Origin of the sequence: Nocardia sp. NPDC056100 (assembly GCF_042266325.1) — a bacterium.
Classification (GTDB): Bacteria; Actinomycetota; Actinomycetes; order Mycobacteriales; family Mycobacteriaceae; genus Nocardia.
On sequence record NZ_JBHJVY010000002.1, the window covers coordinates 1643071 to 1666866 of the forward strand.

Genomic DNA, 23796 nt, shown 5'->3' on the forward strand with positions numbered 1-23796 from the left:
AGCGCCGACGGTGCCGGGCAGGGTTGCCGCGCACGCCGTCGGCGCATCACTCCGGGTCAGTGGGAAGTCCGGCCGCGCCGACGCACCACGATGAATCCCACCGCGGCGACTACCACGACAACGGCAGCGGCGATGCCCACCACCACACCGGTATTGCCGCTGTCATCGTCCGAATCCGCGGCTGCGGCCGCCGATGTGGTGGGAGCCGGGGTCCGCTCGGCCCCGAAGGTGAGGGGCACCGACGCCAGGATGTGCGTGGGGTCGGTCAGGCTCGTCACCGCGACGGTGCAGGCTCCCGCCGTTGCGGTGCAATCGGTTCCGCCGACCGCGCCGACCAATGTGATCGACCGATTGCCGCCGTTGGGCTGCCACTCCCCCTGTGCGTCGGCACGGCCCATCAGCGATCCGCCGAGGTTGCAATCCGCCGGACTGACCACCGCCGGCTTGCACTGTCCCACCGCCACGGTGGGCAGATTCGCAGGCAGCCCGGCCAGCGATACCGTAATCACCTGCCCCGCCGCGAGACCCGAGTTCACGCTGAGTTTCAGGGCGGGGTCGGCGGTGGCCGCCGGGCCGCCCGCGCACAATATCGCGGCGGTGGATCCCAGTGCGACCAGCGCAATTCGGGCTCGAACGGATTTCATGATTCCTCCAGGAGGGTTCAGAGCCGTCGCCGGTCGGCGAGGGCCAGGACGGCGACGATGAGCAATAGCGCGGCGGTGACGCCCCAGAGCAGCGTCGACGGGCCGTTGGTGTCGGACTCGGTACGGACCGCCGCAACCTTGGGGACCGAGGTGGGGACGGGAGAGGGCGATCCGGCGAAACCTATTGCGACTTCAGCCGAATTCGCGTCGATCACAGCCTGCGGTTCGGTGCCGGGTAGCGGCGCGGCGGCGATCACGCACTGCCTACGGGTGCAATCGATATCGTGGAAACGCGGGCGCGCGGTGAGGGTGACGGTGGGAAACGTTCCATCGCCGAAGATATTGACGAAGGTCGCGCCGCCCTCGAGATCGCAATCCTTCAACCCATTGGTGAAGCCCTGTTTGCACAGCCCGACCGCGACGGCGGCGAGCCCGGCCCGGAATCCACTGCCGTTCACGGTGATTCGCTGACCTTCCGTCAGATCGGCAGAGGCACTGACTTCGATCGCGGCTCCGGCATCGGGTACGGCGTGCCCCGGAACGATCCCGAGGGGCAGAGTCGCCGCGACTATGAGCAGACAGGGGGCGATGGTGCGGATCACGGCGCTTCTCCTTCGAGGACCTGGGCGATCAGGGGCGATCGGGACGCCCGCACCGGCGCACGCGGAACGCACAGCGGCGCGAGAGCCAGCGCCGGCAACGCCAGCACGGTCAAACCCGAACCGGTGCCGAACAATTCGCCCAGCGCGGTGACCGTGGCGAGTCCCGCCGAACCAGCGCCGACCACCACCAACGTGGTGAGCGCCGCCGCGCGATGCGAACCCGACGTTTCGACCCGAACCGCGACATCCAGCGCCCGCGCGGCCCGGGCGGCGGCGGTCAGCGCCACCCCGATCCCGATGGTCAGGGTCGCCCGACCGGGCGCGGTAGCCACCAGCACCGATCCCCCGGCGGCCAGAATCAGCAGCGGGACAACGGCACCGAGTCGAGGTGCGGGCAGCACCAGCGCGGCAATCGCCGGAATCGACGCGAGCACGAGCAGATTCGTCTGTTCGGCTCCGAGCGCATTCCACCGGAACAGCAGCAGGTGCAGCGAAGGCAGTACGGTGCCGCCCACGATCCAACCGGCGACGGCGTATCCGAGCAGGTACCGATGTGGGAGCGCCCCACACGCGACGATCAGCGAACCGGGTTGCGATGCGTTCCGGTTCACAAGAGCGAAGCCCAGCCCCAGCACAATCAGGCCCGCGCCCGCGAGAATGAGCCCGAGCCCGGGCCTTTCGTAACACAGCGACGCCATGCCCGCCGTCACGGCGACCCCTGTTGTCATCGCGACCTGCCATCCGGTCAGCGCACCGTTCGATTCGAATGCCATCGCCCGGCCCGTCACGACCAACGGCCCCGCCGCCACACCGGCGACCACCGCGGCCGGGACGAACAGCCATGGCGCGGATACCGATCCGGCCACCGCGAACCCCGCGCCCGTGACCATCGCGCACACACCGGCTACCGGAAACGACAGGCGCCGCCGCACGGTGAGCAGCGCCGCCGCACCACCCACGGTGAGCACCGTGAGCGCGATGTAGCCCACCACCGTGCCCGGGATGCCGAGTACGCCGCCCAGCGGTTTGGCCAGCAACACCAGCTGCCCGCCCGCGACCGGACCGGCCAGCGTGCCGCCGAGTACCAGCGCCGCAACACTTTTCGAGGATGAACCGCAGGTCGCCATACCTACCCTCCTGCGTCCGTTTCTCTGAGGGAAACGCAGTTTCGGAATTGCCATATTGAACCCGTGGTGGGAGCGGGTGTCAAGGCGAGCAACGGCGTAACCCTGAGGGAAACAAGACGATTCGGTTGCGCCGAATTACCGGGTCGTGAAATCCGGAACCACCCCTGGACAGATCATCGGTGCCGGTACAGAATCAGGAACATTGGAAACGGTGTTTCGATGTCCGAAACACAGCACCGAGTAGAAGGGTGCGACGCATGACACGAGTCGCGGCCGCACAGCTCGCCGCCGGGACCGACGTCGCCGAAAATCTCGACGCCTGCCTGCGCATGATCGACACCGCCGCCGAGGCGGGCGCAGAACTCGTGGTCCTACCGGAGTTCTGTAATCACCTATCCTGGTACGACGATCGGGCTCATGCGCGGCGAATGGCCTGCACGCCCAGCGATTCCTTTCTCACCACCGTCGCCGAGCGGGCCGCCGCGCACGAGATCTATGTCAAGATCGGTGTCACCCTGGCCCGCGAGGACGGGCGCACCACCGCCACCAGCCTGCTCTTCGGTCCCGACGGGGACCTGCTCGGTGAGTCCGATAAGCAGATCCTGATGGGTGCGGAGAACGACCATCTCGATCGCGGGGTCGACGATTCACCCGTCATCGATACGCCGCTGGGCCGGATCGGCATGTACGCCTGCATGGAGGGCGTCATCAACGAGGTCACCCGATCCCTGACGCTGCGCGGCGCGCAACTGCTGCTCAACAGCCTCAATTCGTTCGCCACAGACGAAGCGAGCCTGCACATTCCGGTCCGGGCAGCGGAGAACAGGGTGTGGGTGGTTGCCGCCAATAAGGTCGGGCCACTGCTCCCGGGCGCACAGCTTCCGGCCATCGCCGAACGCTTGGGGGTGCCTCCGGACCGATTGCACGGGGCGGGCGAGAGTCAGATCGTCGCACCGGACGGCACCTGCGTGGCGATGGCTCCGGCAACGGGGGAGGCGATCGTCATCGCCGATATCGATATCAGCAGTGCCGATGACAAATTCCGCGAGGACGGCACCGATATCATCGCCGCGCGTCGGCCCGAGCTCTACGAAAAGCTCGACACCGGCCCCCGCGAGCGGCTGGCCGGACCCGGTGCGCCGGCCATCTCCGCCGCCATTGCCACCGCGTCCGGCCGTGAGATTCGCGAATTGGCCACCGCCGGTGTCGATCTCATCGTGTTGCCCGAGCTGGCCGATATCCCGATTCCCGAGGTGTTGCGCGCGCTCGCGGGCACGAGCGGCTATGTCGTCACGACCGTGCGCGATGGCGCGGCGCACGAAGGTCTGTTACTTCACGCCTCCGGCATCGTCGGTCGCCAGCGGCAGCTGCATCGCACCGCCCGGCACCCGTGGTTGACGCTGCTGGGCGATGAACTCACCGTCTTCGAATTACCTTGGGGCCGAGTAGCCCTGGTGATCGGTGACGACTCGATCTTCCCGGAGACCTTCCGCCTGGCGGCCGTCGCCGACGTCGACGTGGTCGCCGTTCCATTCACACCGGCCGAATCCTGGGAACTGCGCCTGGGCCTGCCCGAGCGCGCCGCGGAGAACCGGCTCAATATCGTGGCCGCCGGATCCGCACCGCACGGCCTGACCGGCGAAATCTATGCACTGAGTGCGGATTTCACACTGTGGACCGCCTGGAGCGGCCCGTTCACCGGCGTCATCAGCCATCCCGAGGTCACGGCCCTGCCCCCGGGCGCGCTCGCGGTCCGAGCCACCATTCGACCGGCGCAGGCCGTGAATCGCACCGTCTCCCGGGGCACCGATCTGGTCGCGGGCCGCCCGCTCCGGCCGCTGGACACCCTGACCTCCCGCACGCACTGACGAAAGCAGCCATATGAGAACACCATCGGAGCAGCCATGAGTGAAACCCTGCGGCACGTCGAGCAAATGGTCGATGAGACTCCCCGGGTCGATGTGACCGAAACCTTCCGGGAGTGGCGCGACCTCACCACCGATCTGAAATCCCGTCTCGCCGAGCGCTTCACCCTGACCCGCGATCCGTCCACCGAATCGCTGGAGTCCTACGGTGACGCGGCGACCGGTCCCGCGGGCAGCCTCGCGGCTTATTCAGGTCCCGAGATCGACTGGCTGGTGCATTCGTGGATCGGCGATCCGCGCACGGGTTTCGTCAATCTGCATCTCACCGCCTGGCTCGGGCCGCAGGTGCGGGTACCGCACCTGGGTTCGGCGCTGCTGCTGTGGCCCGAGGGCTGGTTCTACGTCGATGCCATTCCGCGCGGCGATCTGGTCGGGGACGGTGCCTATTTCGACCGTTACTACGCGGACGCGGACGCGCCGTGGCTGGCCTTCAAACAGGAGCATCCGGACTTCACCTGGTTCACCAGCCGGACCGGGTTCATTCGCGCCAGCCTCTCCCCCACCGCCTACTGCTACTCCTTCCCGCCGACCCGGCCCAACCTCGATCTGGTACGCGATCTGCTGACCGCGCGGGTCGAGCAGTGGATGGGATGGGTCGATGAGGCCGAATCCGTGCCCGTCGGTGACCGCGCGGCGCTGGCGGAACGGGATCTGACCGTGCGTCGCAATATCGCCGAGCGCGATCCGGCCAATGTGATGGGCGAGCGCATGTTCGGCCCGGATCTGACCCGGCGACTGGTGCGCGCGCTCTGGGGCGGCGACCGCGAACTACCGAGGCCCACAGCATGATTCGTTCACTCTGGTGGTCCGTACGGACCGATGGCAAAGCGCCGTTCGATACCGCGCATCTCAAGGTCTACTACCCGGCCATCGCCTCGGGCGATGACGCCGAACGGCTCACCGGCGTCTTCGGACCCGATCCGGCCGCCGCCCCGTATCCGGTGGTGGTGTTCCTGTCCGGGGTCAATGTCGGTCAGGACTCCTATCGGCGGTTCGCCACCGCCGTCGCCGAGAGCGGATTCGTGGTGGTCACCATGGATCGCGTCGCCGAATTGTTCGGCGGCCAGATGGGATTGACCCCCGGCGTGGACCTGGACGCCGCCCGGCCCGACGCCTACGGCACCCGGCCCACCTGCCCGGCCATAGGCGAGATTCTGGGCGCACTGGCCGAACTGAACGATCTGCCCCCGCTGCGCGGAGCGCTCGACCTGGATCGGATCGCACTGGGCGGACACTCCGCCGGTGGCACCGTGGTCTTGCAGTCCGCACGCTACTTCCCTTCCGTGGCAGCGGTTTTCGCCTGGGGCGCGCACACCATGGTGGCGACGATGCTGGGCTGGGACCCGGGTACGGTCCTGCCCGCACAGGTGAACTGCCCGGTCCTGTTGGGCGTGGGGAGCAATGACGGCGTCATCCAGGGCAGTGCCGACCGCTACGGCGAAGACGGCGCGGATCGGCCGGATCCGGTGCGGCGCACCTTCACCGAGGCCCTGCCGCCGGGCGATCACCTGCTGGCGGTCATACCGGGGGCCAATCATTTCGGTATCGCCGATGCCGATCCCACCGCGGCGCGCGCGTTTCTGGACGGCCCGGCCGACACCGAGGCGCTCGACCCGTTCGCGCGCCTGACCTCGGCCTTCTTGCGGACACATCTGCGCGGCGAGGATGCCGCGGCCGAGCTGGCCGAATTCGGCGACGACGTCGTGCGCCTGACGCGGCGATAGGAGCGAGACGATGCTGAAGAACTTCTGGTACGCACTGGAATTCGCGGACAGGGTGAGCAGAACGCCCCGGAAGGTGACCTGCCTGGGCCAGGATTTCGTGCTGTATCGCACCGAATCCGGTGCGGCGGTGTGTCTTTCGGATCTGTGTGTGCATCGCGGCGGCGCGCTGTCGATGGGCACGGTGACCGGGGACTGTATCGCGTGCCCGTATCACGGGTGGCAGTACGACTCCGACGGCGTGTGCGTGAAGATCCCGGCCAATGCCGAGGAGCGCAAGATTCCGCGCAAGGCCCGGGTGGACGCCTACCCCACCACCGAACGGTATGGGATGGTGTGGGCGTTCCTGGGCGATCTCCCCGAGGACGAGCGGCCTCCCATCCCGGTCATTCCCGAGCACGAGGACCCCTCGTTCCGCATGGTCCAGTTCGAGATGGAGATCGACGCCAATTACGAACGGGCCTTCGAGAATGTCGTCGACGCGGCGCACACCCCGTTCGTGCACGGCACCTCATTCGGGAATCCGGATAAGCCGCAGATCCCGGATTTCCGTATCCAGCAGACGGATTGGTCCGCCGAGGCCGACATCCAGTTGAGTCCGCCGCTGCCCAAGGGATTGTGGGGGCTACTGGCCCGGCGGCGCGAGCGCGCGGAGTACGTCACCGTCACCAATGCCTGGTATCTGCCGAACATCGTGAAACTGCACGTGCGGCTGCCGATCGGGGATCTGCTGCTGTACGACTTCAATATCCCGCTCTCGCAGGACCGCACGCTCATCAAGATCCTGGGCTATCGCAACTTCTTCACCGGCGCGTGGGCGGATGCCAACGCGCGCAAACGAATCGAGAAGATTCTGCTCCAGGATCGGCCCGTGGTGGAATCGCAGCGCCCGGAGCTGCTGCCGTTCGACCTGTCCGATGAGCTGCATGTGCGCAGCGACAGTCTCCAGGTCGCCTACCGGCGTCGGCGGCTGGAGCTGATCAAACAGGGGTGGTGGGTCGGTGGTGACGACATCATCACCGGCGACTCCCCGCGCCGCACCGCGACGGTGATCGCCTCGCCCGCCCGCCGCGACAATCCCGAACTGGCCAGTGCCTGGGTGCACAAGGCCCGCACCGGAGGTAATCCGCAATGAGTCTGCCCGCCGCGCTCAGCGAGCGCACCCTGGACACCCTGATCTCCTCTTTCGAGCTGCGCGAGAGCGAGGATCTGGCGCTGACCAGTCCCATATCCCCCGACCCCGTCGGACGGCTGCGTGTGCTGCGCGGCGGACCGATCGACAAGGTGGTGACGGTCGATCTGGTAGTACCGCAGCTCGGCCTGGACAGCCACATGATTTTCGCCTTCACCGAAAGTGACAGTGCGGTGCCGCATTTCACGCTCGACTCGGTGCACGGCGGCGAATACTTCGCCATGCACCTGGATTTGATCCCGCGGGTCGATCTGGCGGTCAACCTGGAGTATCTCGATGAGGTTTTCGCACCATTGAGTCCACTGCTGGACCAGGCGTGGGATATCGACGGGATGTCCCAGGCCGCCATCGGCCCCCGGCAGCGGGCCATGATGTCGCCGTGGATGGTGGTGTGCCGCGCGTCCGAGGACGCGTTCCGAGCACTGGACGGCACCGTGGAACGCTACCTGGATCATTGGCTCAGCTTGGTGCACAAGGGAGTTCCCGACGTGGTCGCGGAACTCGCGGCCCGAGATCTGGCGAATCGCGCCAATCTGTTCAGTCCCGAGGTCGATCCGGTGTGGGCGCGCGTGAGCGCCCTGCTCGGCGCGGAACAGGCCGAGCGGGTGCGCGGGGAGCTGGTCTCATGAACGAGTCGGCCACGCTGTCGCCCAGCGAGTTCCAGAAGCGGATCGAGGGCGAATGGGTCGGCCGCCCTTCACTTTTCGACGCGCAGGGCAGCTGGCGCGGGTTCGAGGATATTCGACGCTCCTCGGTCTTCGAGAACGGGAACACCACCTACTACATGGATGGCGGACTCACCGGCGGCGGTGAGCTGGCGGGCAGATTCGCGCTCGGCGCACCGTTCGCGTTCGGGGTGCGGGACTCGGACCAGGATCGTCTCTACACCGGACCCGATTTCTTCGGATCCGGGCAACCCTATGGCGGATTCGTGGACGCCAACTATTACGGGCCGGGTTGGCAGGTATCGCTCAACACCTGGAACCACACGCTCGGCGACACCCAGGTGTATTCGTCGGTGCTGTATCAGGGTCCGGCGATGGTGGGGGTGTTCAACGGCGTCTACACCCGTGATCCGGATCTGACCGATCAGCGTCTGGAGTCCGAAACCCGCTGCGGTCCGGTCGTGTTCACCGTTCCTACCAAGGATAAGAGCCGATACGCGGGTGAGCTCGAGCTCTGGAGCGCGGCGCAACAGTCCCTCGGCACGGTGCGCATGGCACTCGAGATCGAGCCGACCAATCTGCTCGCGGCCGACCATCGGGTGATCACCTCGGGCGCAATGGACGCGAACTGGCGTGCCACCGTGCGCAGGGACGGCGTGCGCTCGTTCCACGAAGGCCCCGACCTATGGGGCAATGGAAACTCCTACGGCCGAGCCAATTTCGTGCGCTGGCACACCTCCGACGGACGCCGTGTGAGCGGACGGGAATTCATGATCGACGCCGAACCCGGAATGGGTTCGGGCAATACGCTCGCGGTGGTGTACCAGGTGTTCGAGCACAACATCCTGACCGCGATCCTGCACGGCGTACTGGAGCGCTCATGAGTACCGTCGCGATCACCGGCGGCACCCGCGGTATCGGGCTGGGCATGGCAAAGGCGCTGCTGCGCAACGGACATCGGGTTGCACTGTGCGGCGTCGATCCCGAACGAGTGGACAAGGTCCGGGCGGAACTCGGCGGCGATGTGCTCGCGACCGTCGCCGATGTCACCGATCATGAACAGCTGCAACGGTTCTGGGACGCGGCGGTCTGCGAGTTCGGCCGAGTCGACGTGTGGGTGAACAACGCCGGAATCTCGCACGAGCGAAAACCGCTGTGGCAGTTACCGGTCGAGACAGCGCGTGCGGTGGTCGACACCAATCTGCTGGGCGTGCTGCACGGTTCGGCGGTGGCGATGAACGGTATGGCCGCCGCGGGTGGGGGTCACGTCTGGAATATGGAAGGGCTCGGCAGCGACGGGCGCACCGTCCCCGGCCTGACCGCCTACGGTGCCACAAAACGCGCGGTCACCTATCTGACCAAAGCCCTCGCGGCGGAAACTCCTCCGGGCGTCTCGGTCGGACTGCTCAGCCCCGGCATGGTCGTCACCGATCTACTCACCCACGGGTACGACGCTCCGGCCGAACTGGCCAAGGCGCGCAAGGTCTTCAATATCCTCGCCGATACGGTCGACACCGTCGCACCCTGGCTGGCCGAGCAGGCGGTCACGCAAACCCGCAACGGCGCTCACGTGCGCTGGCTGACCACCTCGAAGGTGATCGGCCGGTTCGCCCTGGCTCCGATACGCCGACGCGAACTGTTCGACGCATGAGCACGGTGGACTATCCGATCTCCCTGGCGATCGAGGACTACGTACCGGTCCTGTGCACCGCGTACGGCGTATTGCTGCTGCATCGGATAGCACCGAACGGTCCGACCGTCCGCGTTGCGGCAGCACTGCTCGGAGTGGGCGGAATCGCCAAGGCCACTGCGAAACTCATCGCGGCGGCCGGTGGTCCGGAGCTGATCTGGTTGCGCGGCATGCTCTTCCCATTCCTGACCCTCGGATTCGGCCTGCTGGCAGTGGCATTGCTGCGGGACGGGTCGGGCCGTGTTCCGCGCTGGCTGGCGATTCTGGTCCCGAGTCTGATCGCCGCGTGCGCGCTCGGCGCGATCCTGGCGCGCGACACCCTGCCCATGCTGGTGAGCACCACCGTCTTCGCCACCATCGCCAGCATTCACCTCATCGGCCTGGCCCGCGCGCGCGGCGATACGGTCTCGGCCGCCCTGCTCGGCATCCAGCTACTGGTGTTCTTCCTGCTCGGCCCGCTCGCCTCACGCCCCGATCAGACGGTGGCATTGCAGTGGATCGAACAGCTCTGCAATACCGCCGCGCAAGTGGCGTTCCTGGCCGCCGCCTGGCGACTCTCGGCCACGCACGCCGCACCCAAAGGCCAGGAGATGATCCATTGACCGACGCCCTGGGCTGGAGACGCAAATTCGGCGTCATCGCCCCCTCCACCAACACCATCGTCGAGCCCGATTTCTACGGCATGACCGTGCCCGGCGTGACGTCGCATTTCGCCCGCATCCACATCCGCGATCAGAACATGAGCGATGACGCCGGCATGGATCGCCTGCTGGAGCAGATCCGCACCGAGATCGTGTCCGCCTGCGAACGCGTTCTCACCTGCGAACCCGACTACATGGTCATGGGCATGTCCGCCGAAACCTTCTGGGGCGGAATCGAAGGCAACCGCCAATTCGTGAAACAGATCCACGACGTCACCGGCCTCGAGGTGGCCACCGGCGCCGAAGCCTGCCGCCGAGCCCTGGAACTGTTCGGCGCCAAACGAATCGGCGTCGTGACCCCCTATCAGCCCATCGGCGACGAAAACGTCATCCGCTTCTTCGGCGAACTCGGCTTCGAAGTAGCGGCCATCAAGGGATTACGCTGCCCCACAGCTGTTTCCATAGCCCACGTCACCGAGCACGAGTTGCGCACTGCGCTGCGGGAAGTCGACTCCGACGATATCGACGCCCTCATCCAATGTGGCACCAACCTGTCGATGGTCAGCCTGGCCGACGAGGCCGAACGCTGGCTCGGCAAACCGGTCATCGCCATCAACGCCGCCACCTGGTGGATGGCACTGCGCGACAACAACATCAACGACCGTATCGAGAACGCGGGTGCGCTGCTACGAGACCATTGAGCGCGGCCCCGTCATACGTTGGCCCGAAGTTCAACCACCATCTCCGCCAACAAGGTTCGCAGTCGCGCGTTGGCTCTGCGCTCGGCGTCCAGCTCCGCTTCGAGTGCCGCGTACTCCCGCGCCAGGGCCCGGTGTCGATCGAGCAGTTCCCGCGCGACCGACGGACCGTCCTCCCGGGCACGCGCCTGTACGCGGAAGTATTCGAGGAGCGGAGCGTGCTCGTACACGACATCGCGGCGCAGGCCGGACTCGGCGATGAGTTCCGCCACCGTCAATCGCGCCGAACGTGCGCTCTGTGATGAACCGCTGATCAGCGTGTCGATCGCATCCAGGATCCGGCTGGCTTCCACGTCACGATCACGTCTGGTTCTTTGCACTGCGGCGAATCCGATCGGGTCGAGTAGTCGGGCCTGGCATTCCACGAACGTCGAGGGTGTGCACCCTGTCGCCGTAAGGGCAATAACACACCTGGCGTCGCCGAACCGGCGGTCGCCGCCCATATCTCAACTCGCACTCTCTACCAGCACTTTCCCATCAAGATGCGGAGGCAATGGCCATGCTCCTGGCGAATTCCCTTGGGGTCCAGCAAGATCAGTAATCTGCGACACCGCTCGGTTCACAGTCCGAAGGTGTTGACGCACTATGGCGAGATAGCCGGAACATCCAGCGCCGCACGGCCTATCGCGGTGTCCAGCCAGCGGCGGGCGCGGGCGCTGAGCTGCCAACTTCGCTGCGGTGGGCCGTCGGCCTGTTCGACCAGGCCCGAACGAATCAGCGTGGCAAGCGATCTGCGGATCACCGGCGTACTGAGCTGCGTTTCGGCCTCGAGGCCGCGCAGACTCAATGGTGTGGTTCCAGCGTTCAGGGATGCGAGCACCCGCCCCTCGTTGATGGTGGTCATCGTCGAAATCCCTGCTCGCAGGGGAAACCGTCATCGCCAACCGGATGCATGAGGTTGACGATAGGAACCGAATTCGGTGCGCTCAACCGTTGTGCGCGAACTGGCCAGAACTACTCGAATCGCGCATCGTTTTCCGGACAGGACCGAATCCCGCACCCGGACGAGCAACCCGGCGGATACTGCTTGCGAGTCGCGAGCTTCCACCGGAATGAGGTTCAGCAATGACCATGCATCGGATGATCGAGGCGCGTCGGGAGGAGCTTCTGTCGCGCGATGCGGAGGAGACCGTCGCCTTCGTGACCCAGATGTACTCCGATAACGCACTGCGCTTTTGGAATGCCCCGCCGCAATGCCGCGTCCGCACCAGCGCGATGATCTGGGGTGAGGTCATCGCGACCGAGATTCGCAGCACCATCGGCTACAGCTGCCATATCGCGCCGCTGCAGGACCACGTCTACTTCGAACGGTCACTGCGTGGACGGGCCCGATTACGCGGCGGCGGCAGCGACTTTCAGCAACATCGCAATGATCTCGTGGTCTTTCCGTTCGGGGTGCCGATCATCGCGGACTGCGACAGCCACGATGTGAATCTGCTGCATATCCCCCATGCCCTGCTCACCGAATTGGCGGCGCAGTCGGGAATCGAGCCCACCGCTTTCCAATTCACCTCGCTCGAGCCCAGAGACGCACGCAGTGAACGATTCTGGGGCCGGTTGTTCGATCTCACCCACCATGAACTCACCGATCCGGGCTCTCCGGTACTGACCGAATTGGTGGTGCAGAACCTCACCCGCACGCTGGCGGCGGCGGCCCTGGCGGTCTTTCCCAACACCACGATGGACCTGCACCTGCAACCGGGTCCGGGCGCGGTGCCGAGTTCGGCGGTACAGCGGGCGGTGGACTATATCCATGCCAATCCCGCCCGCCCGATCACCGTTGCCGACTTGGCCACGCAGGCCGGCACCAGCGTCCGGGCGTTGCAGAACGCGTTTCGGGTACAGCACGATATGACTCCCCTGGAGTATCTGCGACGTGTCCGATTGGAACGCGCACGCGGGGATTTGATCGCGGCCGAGCCCAGCGACGGATATACCGTGGCGCTCATCGCCGCCCGCTGGGGATTCACCAATCCCGGCCGTTTCGCGCAGCTCTACAAACAGACCTACGGGAATTCACCCAAGCACGAACTGCGGAGCTGAGCGCATCCGGCAGGGTTTCCGATCACCCGGCGTCGTCGAGTACGCGTCGCGCTTGGCGGATGACGGCCCGATCGACCATGCGGCCCGCATCGTCCAGAACTACTCCGCCGGAAGCGTTTTCGAAGCGGAGGATCAGGGCGCGGGCGCGCTCGACGGCATCGGGACTCGGTGTGAAGATCTCGTTGGCGATCGGCAGTTGCGCGGGGTGAATGCAGGCTCGGCCGCGAAATCCCAAGCGCCACAGCGCTCGTGTGGACTCGCGGAACGCGTCCAGGTTCCGGAAGTCGGTGCTCACCGGTGCCAGCGGCGGCGCGATATCGGCGGCGGCGCTGGCCAGTACCACCTGGGTTCGCAGGGCGAGCAGCTCACGGTCGTCGGCACCGGGAGTGATTCCGAGTTGGGCGCGCAGATCCGCTTCGCCGATCTGGAGCCGGGACACCCGTGGAGCGGCGGCGATCTCGGGTGCGGCCAGGATCGCGGCGGCGGTTTCGAGCAGGGCACAGATCGCGATCGAACCGGGACGGACCTCGAGTGCACCCAATGCCACGTCGACGTCCCTGACCTGCTGCGCCGATTCGGTTTTCGCCAGACAGATCGCGGCGACAGCGGGTTGCGCCACCGCGCGCAGATCGGCCGCACCGATGTCACCGGTATTGACCCGCACCCAGATCCGCCGCCGGACATCCATGAGCGTGCGCAGCCAGGCCGCGACCTCGGCTCGCGCGAAGTCCTTGTCGCACAGCGGAACCGCGTCCTCGAGGTCCAGCAGGATGACATCCGCCGGTCCGGTCAGCGCCTTCTCGAAGAGTTCCGGACGATTACCCGGTACGTACAGCGCGGATCTCATCACCACCCCCGTTCAAAAATGAAACGGCGTTTCACACATGGAAACATAGCGATCAATCACGAAGGTGTCCACACTTCAGCGCACCGCTTGACAGCGCTCTTCCGGTGAGTGCTAATGATCTCGCATCATCGAAACGCCATTTCGCCACAGGAAACGGCACGCTCCGCGGGAGTCACCATGATTCTTCGACGCCCGGTCTTGACCACCGTCGCCACCGTCCTCCTCGCCGTCGCCGCCGCGGCACCCGCCACCGCCGCGACCCAGCTGCCCGGCAGCGTCGATATCGGCTGTGCCGCAGACACACTGCACCAGACCGCCGACTGGTATCTGCCCACCGGAACGCCGCGTGCGCTGGTATGGGTTCAGCACGGTTTTGCCCGCAGTGACGCCCAGGTCGGCGCACTGGCCCGGAGTTTCGCGGATGCGGGCTATCTGGTCTTCACGCCCAGCCTGCCGTTCGTCCAGATCTCCGGATGCACGCTACAGAACCTCGGCGACAACTCCGGATTCCTGAACCATGTCGCCGAATTGTTCGGCACCGCACACGATCCCGGTGGCGCACTGGCGGCCAGTTTGGCGACCGCGGCGAGCCGGGCGGGGCTGCCAGCCCCGGCATTGCCCCGCGATCTGATCTTCCTCGGGCATTCCGCAGGCGGTGAAGCCGTCACCTTCGTGGCCGATCGCATCCGCAGCACCTATCCGGACGCCTGGAGCGGTCTGCGCGGGGTAATTCTACTCGATCCGGTCAAATCCTTCGTCGGTGACAATATTGCCCGCGCACTGTCCGGGCTCGATCCCACCGGCCTGCCGATCCTCACGATCTCCGCGCCGCCCGCGCTGTGCAACAGCTTCGGTTTGGGGACCGCCGCCGTCCAATCCCAGCTGCACCGGCCATTCGTCGGCGTCCGACTGCACGGCGGTGCGCACACCGATGCCGAAGGTGACAGCAGCGATCTGCTCGGCACCCTGTTCTGCGGTACACCGGCACCGGTCAATTCCGCCGCGCTGCGCACGCTGGCACTCGGCTGGTCGGATGACTTCGTCACCGGGACAGCGGGTTCCGCCGAACTCCAGGCCCGCGACCTGGTTTCAAACGGGCTCGCCGCCGATCTGCTGCCCGGGTCGTAGGGCCGTCGGCGATGGTCAGTGCTCGCGGAGGAGCTGCCCGGCTCCCTCGATCCGATCGTGGATTCCGTGCTCGCGCAACGCATGCCACAGGGTGGCGCTGTTGATCGCGATGACGGGTTTGCCGAGTTCGGCCTCGAGCCGATCCGCGAGCGCCACGAAGGACAGATTGGTGCCGACCTGGACGATGGCTTCCGCGTCGGCGCTGTCGATTTCGGCGACCATCGCGCGCAGCCGATCATCGGGTACCCGAGCGATATCCATCGCGGTCGGACAGCGCAGGCCGGTAATGGCGGTGACCTCGAAACCGGCCTCGGTGAAGTAGCGGCCGACCTCCCTGTCCGCGATCGGCTGATAGGGCGAGAAGACCGCGATGCGCCGGCAGCCGAGTTCCCGCAGGGCGGCACGGCAGGAGCTCGCACCGGTGGTGACGGGCAGTCCGGTGCGATCGTGCAATCGTTGTTCGAAGGCGGCGTTGCCTTGCACTCCGCCCCAGAAGGTTTCGGCGGACATCCCCATCACCATGCGATCGGGTTCGGCGGTCAGCGCGTCTCGCACGGCCGTATCGATGGATGCGCGGATCTGCCCGAGCAGTCCCTGAAAATCCTTGTCGTCGCCCATGACCGGGTTCGGGATGTACATCGACCCCGCGCGATAGGCGATACCCGGTATGGCGGCACGCCAATAATCGTGCTCCACAACGGTGTTCGTACTGGGAACGATGACACCGAATACGGCACGGTGCCCGACGGCATTGGTCATGGTGAAGTCCTTGCGGCGCTGTGGTTTCGGCGAAGGGTCAGGGCGCGGTGGTCTTGGCCAGCAGATCGTCCACCGCGCGGTGCGCGCGCTCGCGCGCCACGGGGCGATCGAGCAGCAGCACATCCACCAGCAGCGGGGAGGCGATCGACGCGGCGGCATCCTCGGCGTAGGTCTCATCACCCGCGTCCAGCGCGCGCACGGCCGCCCGAAACGGTTCGAGCAGATCCATGACATAGCGCCGCCGCAATTCGCCGTAGCCGGAGTCTGCGGACGAGGCCGTCATCAGCGCGCGCAGGAACGCGGCCACGGGCTTGTCCCGCAGGCGATCACACAGCAGGTCGACCTCGGCGTGCAGATCCGCCGCCAGATCCCCGCTGGGCGCGGACGGCTGATGCGGAGCCACCGCGATCAATGCCGCCAGCACCTCGAGCGGGGTCGGCCAGTGCCGGTAGATCGTTGTGCGGGCCACACCCGTAATCGTGTGCAGCCGTTGCGGAGTCAGCGCTGTCGCGCCCTCACTCAGCAGCAGTTCCAGCGCGGCGGTCAGCACCAGGGCCTCGGTATCGGCGGCTGGTCCCGAGGGGCGTCCGGGTCCGGTCATGAAATTTACGATACATCTTGTTTTGGTTATTGATAACAACTACATTTTGTATCGTAAATACCGCTCCACCCAGGAGGACCGATGCGTCCACACGTAGAGCTCATCGACGACCGCGACCTCATCGACCACTTCGCCGAGTTCGAACACGCCACCGGCAGCGCCACCCAACGCCACCTCAGCTATGACGAGGAAGACGGATCTGCTTCTCTCAAGGTGCGTTTCGACACCGACTGGTCACGCCCGGCGGGCGTGCACCACGCGGAGACCGAGTGGTACGTCCTGTCCGGTCAGGTCACCATCGGCGATACCGTGCTCGGCCCCGAAGGGTTCTGGATGGCCCCCACCGGCGTACTCACCCCGCCGATCTCGGTGACCGCGGGCACCGAGATCCTGCTGTTCCGCGAATACGGTGACTGGCACTTCGATCTCGCCGACGGCGATCGCGAATTCGTCCGCCCCGACCAGAAACTCGTCGTGTTGAACTCCGCCGACATGCCGTGGATCGACGTAAAAGACGGCAGCCCAATGCGTTTCGACCTGGGTGGCACTCCAGTCCCCGGCCTGTACATCAAAATGTTGCACCGCGACGAACAGACCGGCTTCTACAGCCGTCTCATCAAAGCCAAACCGGGTTGGCGTGAAGCGCCCCTGGCGCACCACCCCTGTTCGGAGGAGGCGTACTGCCTCGACGGCGGGTTCGACTACAACTTCGGCAAGATGTGGCCCGGCACGTACTTCTGGCGTCCCGCGCTCATTCGGCACGGCGATTTCACCGCCGATGCCGTCCAGGGCTGCACGTGGCTGGTCCGCTCCGACTCGGACCTGGTCGACTGGTACACCGACGATGCCACCGTCACCATGTCCGGTACACCCACGAACTGGGGCCCTGGCTATGAGCAAACCCTCGCACCACGTTTCATCGAACCGGTCCGCTCCCGCTCGATCGGATCCTGGCCGGACCCCACCCACCAATAGTGGGTATCACTCGCAGCAACTCGGCCCGCAGCAAGGGGTTTCGGGCGCGGGCTTCACGGCTTTGACGATCGCCGAGACCATGCCGTCCGCCACGGAATGGGTTGGGGTGATTTCGATTTCGCCGAATCCGGCCGCGGCGAGGTTATCTCGGTATTCGGTGAACGACAGCGCGCCCGCGATGCAGCCGACGTAGTCTCCGCGCTCGGCGCGGTGAGCGGGGCTCAGCGTGTCTTCGGCTACGACGTCACTGATCCCGATCCGGCCGCCCGGGACCAGGACTCGCGCCATTTCGGCGAATACCGCCGGTTTGTCGGTCGAGAGGTTGATCACGCAGTTGGAGATCACCACGTCGATGGCGTTGTCCGGCAAGGGGATCGACTCCATCGTGCCGTAGAGGAACTCGACGTTGCTCGCTCCGGCCTTGGCCGCGTTGTCCCGTGCCAGGGCCAGCATCTCGGTGGTCATATCCAGGCCATATGCCTTACCCGTCGGCCCGACTCGACGCGCGGAGAGCAGCACGTCGATCCCGCCGCCGGACCCGAGGTCCAGCACCGTCTCCCCCGCACGCAGTTCGGCGACAGCGGTCGGATTCCCGCATCCGAGCGAGGCGGCCACGGCGGCGATCGGCAGCTGATCGCGGTCGCCCGCCGCGTACAGACTGGCACCGAAGTTCTCATCGAGGTCGATCGCCCCGGTCGCACAACATTCGCTACCGCAACAGTCCTGGGCAGTCTCGCCGTGACCGACCGCGAGGGCGGCTGCCGCATAGCGCTCGCGCACGGTCTCACGCAGCTGATCGGTGTGTTCCGACATGGGACTCACGTCCTTTCGACGCACCCGGAAACAGGTCAATCACCGCGTCCACCGGGTTGTATTGATATCTGTCGATGCAAGTGTGGCGCGCTGTATCGATATCTGTCAATATTGACGAGTGTCGAAACAAGAACTTCCGTTGATCGCCTCGGCGGACTGCTGCACCACCACGCTGTCTTCGCCGCTGGAACCCGAGACCGCGGTGGACCTGGCGGGCGCATTCAAGGCGCTCGGCGATCCGATCCGGCTGCGCCTGCTGTCGCTGATCGCCGCCGCGGGCGGCGAGGAAGTCTGCGTGTGCGAGCTGACTCCCGCGTTCGAGCTGTCCCAGCCCACCATCTCCCATCACCTCAAGGTGCTGCGCGAGGCGGGCCTGCTGACCTCGCAGCGGCGCGGCACCTGGGTGTACTACCGGGTTGTTCCGCAAGCGCTGCAACGTCTTTCCGACATCCTCGCGCCCGCCGCTTCCACCCTCTCGCCCGCATGAGCGACTCCGGCGCCACGCCGTTGGCGCGACGGCTGGCTGCCGAGGCCATCGGCACCGCCGCCTTGGTCGCCGTCGTCGTCGGCTCCGGCATTGCCGCACAGCAACTTTCACCGAATCAGGTCGGATTGCAGTTGCTGGAGAACTCCACCGCGACGGTCTTCGGTCTCGCGGTGTTGATCCTGCTCTTCGGTCCGGTCTCGGGAGCGCACTTCAATCCCGCCGTCTCCCTGGCTGATTGGCTCGCGGGCCGCCGCACCGGCAGCGGTCTGACAGCAGCGCAGGCGGGCGCGTATTGCCTCGCGCAAACCGGCGGCGCGATCACCGGCGCGGTGCTGGCGAACGTTATGTTCAACCAGTCCGCCGCCCAGATCTCGACACACTCTCGCGCCGACACCGGCCACTTCATCGGCGAAATCGTCGCCACCGCGGGACTTATCGCGCTCATCTTCGCCCTCGCCCGTACCGGCCGCTCCGCGCTGGCCCCGGCGGCAGTCGCCGCCTGGATCGGGGCGGCCTACTGGTTCACCAGCTCCACCAGCTTCGCCAACCCCGCGGTCACCATCGGCCGGATCTTCACCGACACTTTCGCCGGAATCGCCCCCACCTCAGCCCCGGCGTTCATCACCGCCCAATTGCTGGGCGCGCTGGTGGGACTCGGTGCGATCGCCTACTTCTACCCCGCACCATCCACGGCTGCCGACGATGTCGTCGTCCCTTCCGGCACCGTGAAGTGAAAGGCACTATCTCGCAATGACATCCACCAAACCAAGTGTGCTGTTCGTATGCGTCCACAACGCCGGCCGCTCACAAATGGCCCAGGGCCTGCTCACCCACCTCGCGGGCGAGAGCATCGAAGTCCGTTCCGCCGGAACAGCACCCGCCGACACCCTCAACCCCGTAGCCGTCGCGGCCATGGCCGAACTGGGCATAGACATCACCGATCAAACCCCGCGAATCCTCACCCCCGACACCGTCGAAACCTCCACGATCGTGATCACCATGGGCTGCGGCGACACCTGCCCCTACTTCCCCGGCGTCTCCTACCGCGACTGGAAACTCGACGATCCCGCCGGTCAGGGCATCGACCAGGTCCGCGCCATCCGCGACCACATCGCCACCCACATCCGCGATCTGCTCACCGAACTCGGCATCGCCCCGCACGATCGGAGCCAGGCAGGTCCGCGCTGAAAGCACCTGTCGACCCACCTATTCGACCGAATGGCCGGCAAGGATAGCCGCGGTGTCAGCGGTGCGGTCGATGACCGCACGGGCGAGGTCGAGCATGCGGGTATTGCTCGCGCGGGAGTACGCGCGCAACGCGGCGAATGCGCCGTCCATACCGAAACCGCCCTGTTCGGCGAGCATGCCCTTGGCCTGTTCGATGACCACTCGGCTATTGAGCGCGGCTTGCAGCTGCGCCGAGACCAATACCGAATCGGCCAGCACCCGTGCGTGCAGGATGCCGATGGTCGTCACATCCGCCAGTGCCTGCGCGACGGCGATATCGTCCTCGCCCAACGGTTCCGGGCGGGCGCGGGCGAACATATTGAGCGCGCCGATGCGGTCGCTGCGCAGCCGCAGCGGCAGCGCGTACACCGACGCCCAGCCGTCGGCACGGGCACGATCGTCGAACACGGGCCAGCGTTCATGATCAATGGCCAACTCGGGCACCAGAATCGGCTGCCCACTCTCGAAGGCGCCCAGGCATGGTCCCGCTCCGGATTCGACCTGTAGCAACTCCAGCAGGCGCACCGCCTCGCTGCTGGACGCGAGTACTTGCAGCTGGTCCAGATGGTCGGCGAGCATCACACCGGCGGCATCCACCGGCAGCAGCTCCACGACGACCTCCACCAACTCCTGGGCCAGCTCGATCGGGTCGTAGTCCGCCACCATCGAGTCGGCCATTCGCACAAGTGCCGCGATCAATACGCGTTCGCGCGTTGCCATGGTTCGATCGCCCTCCTGGCGTCGTGATTTCAGGGCCGCGGTCGGCCGGGTTCACCGGGGTCGTCGGGGTCGAATCGGATCCGGCGCGCGACGATATCGGCGGCGAACCGCGCGATCGGGCGATCTGTGGTCAACGCGGTCGCGACCAGCCGGGCGTATGCCGTGGCGATATCGACGCCCAACTGCGCCGCGATCATTCCGGTGGCCTGATGAATCTCCCGGGTGGAAGCCGAGACCTCCCACCACGGCCCCAATCTGTCTCGGCCATATGGCGATCCATTCGTACCCAGCCAGCCCGGGGCGGACGCGCGCACTGCCGCGAGCAGCACCACGGTGACCAGATCGGCGATGCGCACCGCCGCGGCGAAACCGGGAACGTCCAGCATGGTGGGCACATCGGTGTAAAGGTCCAGACTGCCAACCCTGATCGCGCCCCGGTGCAGCGGGAACGAAAACACTCCGCCATCGCGCGCGCCACCCCCGGACGCGGCGAGCAGCGGCCATCGGCCGCCCGCGAGCGCGGCGCCGAAATCGGATATCAGCGCCGGTGCGTCGGACTGATATGCGTGTAGCCCCGGACCTTCGCCCGCGGCGAGCTGCGCCTGCGCGAAGCCGGTCGCGATCGCGTCCGAGGCGCCGAGCATCTCCCAGTTCTGGTCCGCTGCACACACGATGATCGCCGCTCTGTCCACCGGCAGCAGTTCCGTGCACACCGTGCACAACAGGCTCGCACCGCGCGGCCCGGCGGGATCATCCTCGGCCCGCCGAACGGCCTTCATGAACTGGGCGCCGATCACCTCCGCCCCACTCACCGTTTCCGCCACATCGCCGCGGCGAGATCGTCGGCATCGATCGCCGTCGCCGACCTGACGCGAAAGCGTTGTGTCAACGCCCCGCTCAATTCTGCCCACCCGAAACCAGTCCACATCATCGTCACGCACCGTCCACTGTGCAGCCGTCGCGCGTAGCCCGGTTCCCACCGAACGAGACCGCCTCCAACATCGGAATTCGCTACATCGGTCCATCACCGAGCGCGCGCACGGTCGAAACTCGAGGAAGGCAGCAGGTCGACCGGGGGCCAGAGGCGACGCCACCACCGCTGCGAGACCGTCACATTCGACGTGAAGTCCCGCCTTGCCAATATTAGTCACCAAGTCCCCATCGCAGAAGGTCTGGACCGGAACTCGACGAACCCTCACAGCATGAAACAAACTGTTCCGCAAACGCTTTCGCGAGGACCGACGCACCCCACTCCGATGCTTCACACATGCGTCCGAGAACTCACGTGATCCGCCAGCACCGGTCGATGAGTCCGTCCATCGCGGCCAAGGCCGACCCCGGATCGGCATGGGTTACGCTGGGATATCGGTAAGAGTGGGCGATGAACGCGGAGGCGCTGTCGGACCACCGAACTTCGATGGTTGACAGGGGGATTGGTTCGCGGCGGCTGCCGGGGCCGGGAGGTTGTGACATTGGTCGGGCCCGAAACGCGATCTCTGAGTTGGTCAGGACTGAATGAATCGATCGATTCCACCGGGGGCTGGGGTGGGAATTTCAGTTCGGCTGTTCCGATGATAACGCCGGAATAAGCACCGAGGCAGCGGTTTTGCTGTCCAACAGGGTGAACCTGAAATGAGTGTCGATCGGGCGGACCGGGGTACCCGTTATTGCGAATAACGAACGGAGGTGCGTATGCCCTACGACAGTGAAGCGTTCCTGCGGGCGCTGTCCCGCTTCGTACGTCTGCTGCCGACCGACTACGACATGGCCACGGCGCTCGATGAACTCGTCGACGCGGTGATGAATGTGCTCGAGCTCGCGGGGGCCGGGGTATCCCTCGAATCAGCGGGATCATTGCGGTTCGTGACAGCGCCGAACCCCGCGATCGCCGCGATCGAACAGTGTCAGGAAACGACCCAGCAGGGGCCGTGCGTGGCCGCGTTCCGCAGCGGCAGGCCGGCGCCGATCACCGATCTGGCCGAGCGGGTGCCACAGTGGCCCGAGTACACCGCCGTCGCCGCCCGGCACGGACTTCGCGCGGCCGCAGGTATCCCGATGCGATTGGGCGAGAACAGCATCGGCGCGGTCAACCTCTATGACAGCAAGGTCCGCGCCTGGCATCGAACCGAACTCGAGGCCGCCTGCGTGCTGGCGGATATGGCGACCGGGTACCTGGTCAACGCCGACAAGCTCACTCAGCTCCATCAGCTCAGCGCCCAGCTGCAACACGCGCTCGATTCCCGGGTGGTCATCGAACAGGCCAAGGGCATGATCGCCACCCGCAATGACATCCCCTTGGACGAGGCGTTCCAGCTCATCCGCCGGTACGCCCGCACGAATCAGTTGCACCTGCGCGCGGTAGCCCACGCGATCGTCGAAGGCGGACTGCGGATTTCGCAGGAGGACACATGCCCGGGCGCGCCCGACCGGCCATGACTGTGACGATGCGATCTCAATCAAGACCGGACAGCCGACTTACCGGATGAAAGGGCTGGTGGGGGCGATAATTGGACGGTGAACGAACCACTGGACCAGACCGTTGCCGCAGCCCTCGCGGGTGGTGACGCGCGCGTGAGCCGTCCCGGTGCGGGCAGTTTCCGGTTCTGGTTCGCGACGCAGCGGTGGGAGTGGTCCCCCGAGGTGTATCGGATGCACGGCTATACCCCGGGCGAGATCGAACCGACCACCGATCTGCTGTTGGCGCACAAGCATCCCGAGGATCGCGAACATGTCGCCGAAGCCATCGCGCGGTCGATCGATCAGGGCACGCCGTTCTCGAGTCGCCACCGCTTCATCGATGTCACCGGGGCCGAGCACACCGTGATGGTGGTCGCCGACCGCATCGTCGACGACGAGGGAACACCGGTCGGCACCGCGGGCTTCTATATCGACCTCGGCGAGATGCTGGCGGAGATCGAACACGAAACACTGCACGCCACCCTGCCCGAAGTGATCGAAGCCCGCGCGGAGATCGAACAGGCCAAGGGTGTGCTCATGCGCATGTACCGCATTAACGCCGAACAGGCATTCAAGGTCTTGACCTGGCGTTCGCAGGAGACCAACACCAAACTGCGAGTGCTGGCCGCGCAGCTCCTGTTCGAACTGCCGCAGGTACCGCAGGCGCCACCCGCCACAATCGCCGCGTTCGACCACATTCTGCTGACGATGCACACGCGCGTACCGAGTCACACCGCGCAGCGCGCACCTGAGCACGACAGCTGAAAGCACGAT

Annotated in this window: 28 protein-coding genes; 17 read left to right on the forward strand and 11 right to left on the reverse strand. The window is 66.1% G+C overall.

Going from position 1 to position 23796, the window contains the following annotated elements:
* Window positions 1-56 precede the first annotated feature (56 nt).
* Genes ACFC0O_RS19875 through ACFC0O_RS19885 form a run of 3 tightly spaced genes read right to left on the reverse strand, consistent with a single transcriptional unit; the run spans window position 57 to window position 2373 of the window.
* The gene (locus ACFC0O_RS19875; protein ID WP_375959812.1) at window positions 57-644 is read right to left on the reverse strand and encodes a neocarzinostatin apoprotein domain-containing protein; all 588 of its coding nucleotides are present in this window, start codon (window positions 642-644) and stop codon (window positions 57-59) included.
* A gap of 17 nt (window positions 645-661) precedes the next feature.
* The gene (locus ACFC0O_RS19880) at window positions 662-1246 is read right to left on the reverse strand and encodes a neocarzinostatin apoprotein domain-containing protein (RefSeq protein WP_375959814.1); all 585 of its coding nucleotides are present in this window, start codon (window positions 1244-1246) and stop codon (window positions 662-664) included.
* A complete protein-coding gene (locus ACFC0O_RS19885) occupies window positions 1243-2373 on the reverse strand; it encodes a hypothetical protein (protein ID WP_375959816.1) in 1131 nt (376 codons plus the stop codon). The genes ACFC0O_RS19880 and ACFC0O_RS19885 overlap by 4 nt, the downstream gene beginning before the upstream one ends.
* A gap of 257 nt (window positions 2374-2630) precedes the next feature.
* Here ACFC0O_RS19885 and ACFC0O_RS19890 point away from each other — a divergent pair, with 257 nt between their 5' ends.
* The 9 genes from ACFC0O_RS19890 to ACFC0O_RS19930 are packed head-to-tail and all read left to right on the forward strand — an operon-like array spanning window position 2631 to window position 10908.
* Window positions 2631-4241, forward strand: coding sequence for a nitrilase-related carbon-nitrogen hydrolase (locus tag ACFC0O_RS19890; protein WP_375959818.1), 1611 nt, complete (start codon window positions 2631-2633; stop codon window positions 4239-4241).
* 36 nt (window positions 4242-4277) lie between these two features.
* Complete coding sequence (locus ACFC0O_RS19895; RefSeq protein WP_375959820.1) at window positions 4278-5087, forward strand: oxidoreductase; 810 nt, start codon at window positions 4278-4280, stop codon at window positions 5085-5087.
* A complete protein-coding gene (locus ACFC0O_RS19900; protein WP_375959822.1) occupies window positions 5084-6022 on the forward strand; it encodes an alpha/beta hydrolase family protein in 939 nt (312 codons plus the stop codon). The genes ACFC0O_RS19895 and ACFC0O_RS19900 overlap by 4 nt, the downstream gene beginning before the upstream one ends.
* A gap of 10 nt (window positions 6023-6032) precedes the next feature.
* The gene (locus ACFC0O_RS19905) at window positions 6033-7154 is read left to right on the forward strand and encodes a Rieske 2Fe-2S domain-containing protein (protein ID WP_375959824.1); all 1122 of its coding nucleotides are present in this window, start codon (window positions 6033-6035) and stop codon (window positions 7152-7154) included.
* Complete coding sequence (locus ACFC0O_RS19910; RefSeq protein ID WP_375959826.1) at window positions 7151-7840, forward strand: hypothetical protein; 690 nt, start codon at window positions 7151-7153, stop codon at window positions 7838-7840. The genes ACFC0O_RS19905 and ACFC0O_RS19910 overlap by 4 nt, the downstream gene beginning before the upstream one ends.
* Window positions 7837-8760: a hypothetical protein gene (locus ACFC0O_RS19915; protein ID WP_375959828.1), complete on the forward strand. Its 924-nt coding sequence runs from the start codon at window positions 7837-7839 to the stop codon at window positions 8758-8760. Before ACFC0O_RS19910 ends, ACFC0O_RS19915 begins: the two co-directional genes overlap by 4 nt.
* Complete coding sequence (locus tag ACFC0O_RS19920) at window positions 8757-9527, forward strand: SDR family oxidoreductase (RefSeq protein WP_375959830.1); 771 nt, start codon at window positions 8757-8759, stop codon at window positions 9525-9527. The genes ACFC0O_RS19915 and ACFC0O_RS19920 overlap by 4 nt, the downstream gene beginning before the upstream one ends.
* Entirely contained in the window at window positions 9524-10168 is a 645-nt protein-coding gene (locus ACFC0O_RS19925; RefSeq protein WP_375959832.1) for a hypothetical protein, read from the forward strand. Before ACFC0O_RS19920 ends, ACFC0O_RS19925 begins: the two co-directional genes overlap by 4 nt.
* Window positions 10165-10908: an arylmalonate decarboxylase gene (locus ACFC0O_RS19930; protein WP_375959833.1), complete on the forward strand. Its 744-nt coding sequence runs from the start codon at window positions 10165-10167 to the stop codon at window positions 10906-10908. The genes ACFC0O_RS19925 and ACFC0O_RS19930 overlap by 4 nt, the downstream gene beginning before the upstream one ends.
* An 11-nt stretch (window positions 10909-10919) precedes the next feature.
* On the opposite strand, the gene ACFC0O_RS19935 is transcribed toward ACFC0O_RS19930, so the two are convergent.
* Together ACFC0O_RS19935 and ACFC0O_RS19940 are read right to left on the reverse strand one after the other, a co-directional pair.
* A complete protein-coding gene (locus ACFC0O_RS19935) occupies window positions 10920-11258 on the reverse strand; it encodes a hypothetical protein (RefSeq protein ID WP_375959835.1) in 339 nt (112 codons plus the stop codon).
* Window positions 11259-11548: 290 nt separating this feature from the next.
* Window positions 11549-11809, reverse strand: a complete 261-nt coding sequence (locus ACFC0O_RS19940) for a helix-turn-helix domain-containing protein (RefSeq protein ID WP_375959837.1) — start codon at window positions 11807-11809, stop codon at window positions 11549-11551.
* A gap of 221 nt (window positions 11810-12030) precedes the next feature.
* Here ACFC0O_RS19940 and ACFC0O_RS19945 point away from each other — a divergent pair, with 221 nt between their 5' ends.
* The gene (locus tag ACFC0O_RS19945; protein ID WP_375959839.1) at window positions 12031-13008 is read left to right on the forward strand and encodes a helix-turn-helix domain-containing protein; all 978 of its coding nucleotides are present in this window, start codon (window positions 12031-12033) and stop codon (window positions 13006-13008) included.
* A 22-nt stretch (window positions 13009-13030) separates the two neighbouring features.
* Here ACFC0O_RS19945 and ACFC0O_RS19950 read toward each other — a convergent pair whose 3' ends face one another.
* Complete coding sequence (locus ACFC0O_RS19950; protein WP_375959841.1) at window positions 13031-13855, reverse strand: HpcH/HpaI aldolase/citrate lyase family protein; 825 nt, start codon at window positions 13853-13855, stop codon at window positions 13031-13033.
* Between the two features lie 177 nt (window positions 13856-14032).
* Here ACFC0O_RS19950 and ACFC0O_RS19955 point away from each other — a divergent pair, with 177 nt between their 5' ends.
* Complete coding sequence (locus ACFC0O_RS19955; RefSeq protein WP_375959843.1) at window positions 14033-14983, forward strand: alpha/beta hydrolase; 951 nt, start codon at window positions 14033-14035, stop codon at window positions 14981-14983.
* Between the two features lie 15 nt (window positions 14984-14998).
* Here ACFC0O_RS19955 and ACFC0O_RS19960 read toward each other — a convergent pair whose 3' ends face one another.
* Window positions 14999-15742, reverse strand: coding sequence for an arylmalonate decarboxylase (locus ACFC0O_RS19960; protein WP_375959845.1), 744 nt, complete (start codon window positions 15740-15742; stop codon window positions 14999-15001).
* Between the two features lie 37 nt (window positions 15743-15779).
* Window positions 15780-16343 (reverse strand): TetR/AcrR family transcriptional regulator, encoded by a 564-nt coding sequence (locus tag ACFC0O_RS19965; RefSeq protein ID WP_375959847.1) that lies wholly within the window; start codon window positions 16341-16343, stop codon window positions 15780-15782.
* An 81-nt stretch (window positions 16344-16424) separates the two neighbouring features.
* Between ACFC0O_RS19965 and ACFC0O_RS19970 the strand changes: the two genes are divergently transcribed.
* Complete coding sequence (locus ACFC0O_RS19970) at window positions 16425-17318, forward strand: DUF4437 domain-containing protein (RefSeq protein WP_375959849.1); 894 nt, start codon at window positions 16425-16427, stop codon at window positions 17316-17318.
* A 6-nt stretch (window positions 17319-17324) separates the two neighbouring features.
* Here the strand turns inward: ACFC0O_RS19970 and arsM are convergent, their stop codons facing one another.
* A complete protein-coding gene (arsM, locus tag ACFC0O_RS19975; RefSeq protein WP_375959851.1) occupies window positions 17325-18131 on the reverse strand; it encodes an arsenite methyltransferase in 807 nt (268 codons plus the stop codon).
* A gap of 118 nt (window positions 18132-18249) precedes the next feature.
* On the opposite strand from arsM, the gene ACFC0O_RS19980 reads away from it, so the two are divergent.
* Genes ACFC0O_RS19980 through ACFC0O_RS19990 form a run of 3 tightly spaced genes read left to right on the forward strand, consistent with a single transcriptional unit; the run spans window position 18250 to window position 19806 of the window.
* Entirely contained in the window at window positions 18250-18618 is a 369-nt protein-coding gene (locus ACFC0O_RS19980; RefSeq protein WP_375959853.1) for an ArsR/SmtB family transcription factor, read from the forward strand.
* On the forward strand, window positions 18615-19352 hold the full coding sequence (locus tag ACFC0O_RS19985) for an aquaporin (RefSeq protein WP_375959855.1): 738 nt from the start codon (window positions 18615-18617) through the stop codon (window positions 19350-19352). The genes ACFC0O_RS19980 and ACFC0O_RS19985 overlap by 4 nt, the downstream gene beginning before the upstream one ends.
* Window positions 19353-19368: 16 nt before the next feature.
* A complete protein-coding gene (locus tag ACFC0O_RS19990) occupies window positions 19369-19806 on the forward strand; it encodes an arsenate reductase ArsC (protein ID WP_375959857.1) in 438 nt (145 codons plus the stop codon).
* Window positions 19807-19824: 18 nt separating this feature from the next.
* On the opposite strand, the gene ACFC0O_RS19995 is transcribed toward ACFC0O_RS19990, so the two are convergent.
* Window positions 19825-20565: an ANTAR domain-containing protein gene (locus ACFC0O_RS19995; RefSeq protein WP_375959859.1), complete on the reverse strand. Its 741-nt coding sequence runs from the start codon at window positions 20563-20565 to the stop codon at window positions 19825-19827.
* A gap of 29 nt (window positions 20566-20594) precedes the next feature.
* On the reverse strand, window positions 20595-21377 hold the full coding sequence (locus tag ACFC0O_RS20000) for an ANTAR domain-containing protein (protein ID WP_375959861.1): 783 nt from the start codon (window positions 21375-21377) through the stop codon (window positions 20595-20597).
* A gap of 880 nt (window positions 21378-22257) precedes the next feature.
* Here ACFC0O_RS20000 and ACFC0O_RS20005 point away from each other — a divergent pair.
* Window positions 22258-23001: a GAF and ANTAR domain-containing protein gene (locus ACFC0O_RS20005; RefSeq protein ID WP_375959863.1), complete on the forward strand. Its 744-nt coding sequence runs from the start codon at window positions 22258-22260 to the stop codon at window positions 22999-23001.
* Window positions 23002-23079: 78 nt separating this feature from the next.
* A complete protein-coding gene (locus ACFC0O_RS20010; RefSeq protein WP_375959865.1) occupies window positions 23080-23787 on the forward strand; it encodes a PAS and ANTAR domain-containing protein in 708 nt (235 codons plus the stop codon).
* The last annotated feature ends 9 nt before the right edge of the window (window positions 23788-23796 follow it).